This is a genomic window from Novosphingobium sp. NDB2Meth1, from assembly GCF_900117425.1.
Classification (GTDB): domain Bacteria; phylum Pseudomonadota; class Alphaproteobacteria; order Sphingomonadales; family Sphingomonadaceae; genus Novosphingobium.
Genome location: NZ_FPEH01000007.1, coordinates 1 through 4,375, shown reverse-complemented (window position 1 = coordinate 4,375; position 4,375 = coordinate 1). Strand labels below are relative to the sequence as shown.

Below are 4,375 nucleotides of genomic sequence, written 5' to 3'. Positions count from 1 at the left end.
CGCATGATCAGGACTCCCGTCCTGAAATCGCACAGCAGGCCGTACGATGGTTGGGAAACAGCAGCGCGCAAAGGCCATCGACTGTCCTCGAAATGAGGACACTTGCGATGTTACATACTTCGTGCGCCAAGGTGGCGTAGTAGTGATCGAAGCCGGTGAAGAGGTTCGGCGCTGGCATGGTGATGCGATCGATGCCGGGCTCGTAGTAGGCTTCACAGCCGTGGGTCCTGAGGCTTGCCGGGATCGCAGCAAAGAAGGCGTCTAGCTCGGCTTCGCGCCCCTCAGGCTCCACCAGTTCCAGCGTCGCGGCGGGATAGAAGCGCGCTGGCAGGCCTTCTACCTGATCGGCATTGAAGACGGGATAGGCCTTGAGCACCCGGCGGGCCTCGTCGGACTTCTCACCAGTGTCGGGCGCTTCCACTTCCTTGGTATAGCTCTTGTAGAAGATCGCGATGGTCGACTTGGCGCCCTTGCGCACCTGTCCGCCAAGCTCCTGCGCTTGGCGGTAGGTCATCCAGAAGGGCGAAGCATAGCCGCACATGTCGGCTACCATCCAGAGCCAGAACACGTTCATGCCGCGATAGGGAATCCCGCAGGCCCGCATGGGCCGCGAAACGGGAACGCCGCGCCAGGGCTGCACCCATGGTCTGGTGCCGACCTCAAGCCGGGCGATGATCTCCTGCGTGATGCGGCCCGCGGGCGAGAGTGCGCTGCTTTCGCGGGGACGGTATTTGGTCATGGGGGCTTCTCCTGAACGTTATCCCCGTGGGCGCTCCTGCCCACGGATTCCGCCCCCAGGGGCGCCCCCTCTCCTCTCACGAGAACAAATGAAGCGGCCCCCCGGGGAGTGCCCGAGGGACCGCTTCAAGGGTCCGCGACTGTCAGCCTGTCAGGAGGAGGTCAGGCTGCCAGATCGCGGGGGGAGGCAGCAGCTTGCGCGCCATCATCGGCGTCGCCGGCGCAATCGACCTGCTCGCCGTCCGCTGGCTCGGCATTGAGTACAGCCCCATCATCGACACGAGCAGCACCAAACCGCATGACGTCCGGCACCCAAGCCAGCGCGCGCTCGCGTTCGGCGACTTCCGCGATCGTGGTGCCAGCGAAGATGCGCTCCGCGCTCGCCGCCAGATCCGCCTTCTTGACCGCGGCATAGCGGGCGGCCAGTTCCGCGCCGCCGACTTCGCCCAGAGCTTCGAGGATGACCTGCTTGGGGACCCGGTCGAAGAAGTTCGCCGCGGTCGGCCGCCACCACTGCGCGATGTCGATGCCGATCAGCGCGCCGAGATGATCCTGGAACGGGATCCGGCGCTCGCCGCTCATGTTGAGGCTCGCCTCGAGCGAGCGGGCCACGACATGCCCGAGCCAAGCCGCGCGCGCCTCGTCGCAAAGCGCCCGGAACCGGTCGAAGCGTTCACACTGGTCGCGCCCGGCGCGCCAGCTCTCGTCGAGCCCGGTACGAAGCTCGGCAAGCGCGCGGGTCGCGGCGGCATCGGCGGGTTCGAAGCCGACGATCGGGCCGTTCGGCACGCCGCCCCGAATGGTCGAGGCGCTCCGCGCCTGCCAGTCGTGGCTGTCGGCATCGGCGAGCGTGAAGACCATGACATCGAGCGCAAGGCCCGGATCGGACGCAAGGTGCAGCGCGAGAACATCGCGGCGCTGCATCGCAAGCTCGTCAACGAGACGGCGCGAGAGCGTCGAACGCCTCCCGCCTGCTTCGTCATCGGCGCTGACGACTTCGATACCGCCGTCGTCGCTTGAAGCAGCTTCTGCTCGTTCGCCGTAGAAGACCGGCTGAAGCACCGGCTTGCCTTCGCGCGACAGCGTCAGGATCATGCCGGCCGAGCCTTTGCTATCTTCGGGCAGGACCGGCGGCCGATTGCGGATGTCCTGCGTCTCGCGCTCGATAGCCGCGATGGCCGCTTCGGCAGCTTCGATGGCCTCGGGCGCGCTGTCCTCATCTTCGAGGACGGCTGCGTGCTCATCCCACGAGGCATCGAGTGCTTCAAGCCGTGCGACTTCGGCCTCGCTGAGCGGCGCAGCCTCGGCGGGCAGCCGGACCAGACCTTCGACCAGATCGTGGCTCGCGTATGGATCAAGCGTCGGCTTGACCCAGGCAAGCCCGTTCTGCGCGGCAAGCGCACGGGCTTCCTCCTCCATCTTCGCCGCAGCGAGCGATTCCAGCAGCGTCACATCGACCCAGCTTTCGGTGTCAGCATCGTCAAAGAGCTCGCGCTCGATCCGGCCACCTGCCGCGAGATAGGCATCGCGGCCGACAAGCTTCGCGCGCGGGTCGCTGCCGCGGACCGTGCCGGTTAGCACCATGCGGCGGATGCTGTCCGGGGTCGGCGTGTAGTAGGCCCCGGAGATCTCGGCGAAGACGCGCGCCTGGATCTGCTGATCCGACGTCGCGCCATAGGCCTTGGCCATATCGAGCGTGATCTCGCCGGCTGCCAGCGCTTCGAAGACGACTGGCGCCAGCGTCGCGAGCCGAAGCCGCCCCTCGACGAAGCGGACCGTAAGCCCGAAGCGCCGCGCAACCTGCTCGGTGCTTGCACCGCCCTCGATCAGTGCAGCGAAGGCCTGCGCTTCGTCGGCCGGGTTCATCGCGAGGCGGTGGAAGTTCTCGGCGAGGCTCGCCTCAGGCGCAGTCTCGCTGTCGGCACCGAGCACGAGGCAGGTCACCTGGTGATCGCGCGGCAAGACCTTGTCTTCGGCAAGGGCGAGCATGGCGCGGCGGCGACGCTCGCCAGCCTCGACCTCGAACTTGCCCTTGGCCCCGGCACGAACCACGAGGTTCTGCAGGAGGCCATGCGCGGCAATGCTGGCCTTGAGTTCGGCATCGGCGGTCGGATCGCCATGGCGGCGGACGTTGCGCGGCGAGGATACAAGCTTGTTCAAGGGTATCGTCTGAAACATCGTCTTCACTCCTGATGACGAGCCCGTCGATCACGCCGACCATCGGCGCCTGACTGGCTCAATCAGGGCAAAGCCCCCTCCCCTCTCTTGCGTTGGGCTCAGAACTACCAGGCACCGAGAGTTTTGAGAATGTACGGCATGGGATCGTGCGACCCCATCCTCATACCCTAGCAGGTATAAGCTCAATCCATACCCTGTAGGGTATATACTTGATATATACCTTGCAGGGTATATTGCAACTTCATACCCTTGAGGGTATATAGTGATTGATGGAGACTCTCATGAATGAGCCCATGACCCAGATCGTCAGATTGCCCAGCCAGCTCGGAGCCCTCATCCAGAGCGAGCGCTTGCGCCGGAACATGACCCAGCAACAGCTGGCCAGCCTGATCGGCAAACATCAAAAGACGATCTCGGCCATCGAGAACGGAAACGATGGAACCAAGCTCGACACGCTGCTCAGCGTGATCGCCGTGCTTGATCTTGATCTACAAGTCATCCCCCGCCGCAAAGGCAGCACAGACATAGCGGATGTCTTCTAGGATGGCGCGAAAGAAGACGTACGCGCCGCTCGACGTGCTGATCAATGGTCGCCTGGTGGGCTGCCTCGAAAAGGCGGCCACGGGGGCGACCAGTTTCCAGTATGCAGCGAGTTGGCTGGAATGGGAGCATCGCTTCGCGGTCTCGCTCTCCCTGCCATTGCTGCCCGCAGCCTATCGCGGCCCTGAGGTTTCCGCCGTCTTCGACAATCTCTTGCCGGACCGGGATGCGGTGCGTCGCCGCGTCGCTGAACGCATGGGCGCGCAAGGTACGGACGCGTACAGCCTGCTGGCAATCATCGGGCGCGACTGTGTAGGCGCGATGCAATTCCTGCCGGAAGGCGAGGCCGTGGGCGAGCCATGCGTACAAGGGGACCCGCTAAGCGATCAGGACATTGAAGCAATCCTGGCGGATCTGACATGGGCGCCGCTTGGCCTTGACCGCGACCAGGAGTTCCGGATTTCGGTGGCAGGAGCGCAAGAGAAGACCGCGCTGCTGCGCATGGATGGGCAATGGCTCCGTCCGAAGGGCACCACGCCCACCACGCATATCCTCAAGCCGCAGTTGGGGCAGATACCCACCTCGGACGGCATGATCGACATGACGGACAGCGTGGACAACGAGCATTACTGCATGCGGCTTCTGGCAGCGTTCGGTCTCACCGCCTCGCAAACCGACATCGCAACCTTCGGCGAGCGGCGCGTTCTGGTGGTTGAGCGATTTGACCGGAGCTGGCGCGGTGCGGATCACATCATCCGGTTGCCGCAGGAGGATGGTTGTCAGGCACTCGGGGGTCGTGTCCCACGGGGTGGTGTAGGAAGGTTTCTCTGAGAGGGTGGCCACCGTCGATCTTCTGGTAGGGTTCGGATGCGAACTCGAACCTGGAGAAGAAGACGATGACCGACGACAGAATGGCCCT

At 64.4% G+C, this 4,375-nt stretch carries 3 protein-coding genes and 1 pseudogene; 2 read left to right on the top strand and 2 right to left on the bottom strand.

Annotated elements, in window-relative coordinates; genetic code table 11:
- Positions 1-115 precede the first annotated feature (115 nt).
- Together NDB2M1_RS00080 and NDB2M1_RS00075 are read right to left on the bottom strand one after the other, a co-directional pair.
- A pseudogene (locus tag NDB2M1_RS00080) lies at positions 116-739 on the bottom strand (ArdC family protein); the annotation flags it as partial.
- A gap of 161 nt (positions 740-900) precedes the next feature.
- Positions 901-2,916: a ParB/RepB/Spo0J family partition protein gene (locus tag NDB2M1_RS00075; protein WP_072378537.1), complete on the bottom strand. Its 2,016-nt coding sequence runs from the start codon at positions 2,914-2,916 to the stop codon at positions 901-903.
- Positions 2,917-3,209: 293 nt separating this feature from the next.
- Between NDB2M1_RS00075 and NDB2M1_RS00070 the strand changes: the two genes are divergently transcribed.
- Positions 3,210-3,458, top strand: coding sequence for a helix-turn-helix transcriptional regulator (locus NDB2M1_RS00070; RefSeq protein WP_072378536.1), 249 nt, complete (start codon positions 3,210-3,212; stop codon positions 3,456-3,458).
- Between the two features lies 1 nt (position 3,459).
- The gene (locus tag NDB2M1_RS00065) at positions 3,460-4,287 is read left to right on the top strand and encodes a HipA N-terminal domain-containing protein (protein WP_072378531.1); all 828 of its coding nucleotides are present in this window, start codon (positions 3,460-3,462) and stop codon (positions 4,285-4,287) included.
- Positions 4,288-4,375: the final 88 nt, after the last annotated feature.

Bases quoted from the DNA above. Each gene is read 5' to 3' on its own strand.
- NDB2M1_RS00075 (WP_072378537.1), bottom strand. From the start codon at position 2,916: ATGTTTCAGACGATACCCTTGAACAAGCTTGTATCCTCGCCGCGCAAC.
- NDB2M1_RS00070 (WP_072378536.1), top strand. From the start codon at position 3,210: ATGACCCAGATCGTCAGATTGCCCAGCCAGCTCGGAGCCCTCATCCAG.
- NDB2M1_RS00065 (WP_072378531.1), top strand. From the start codon at position 3,460: ATGGCGCGAAAGAAGACGTACGCGCCGCTCGACGTGCTGATCAATGGT.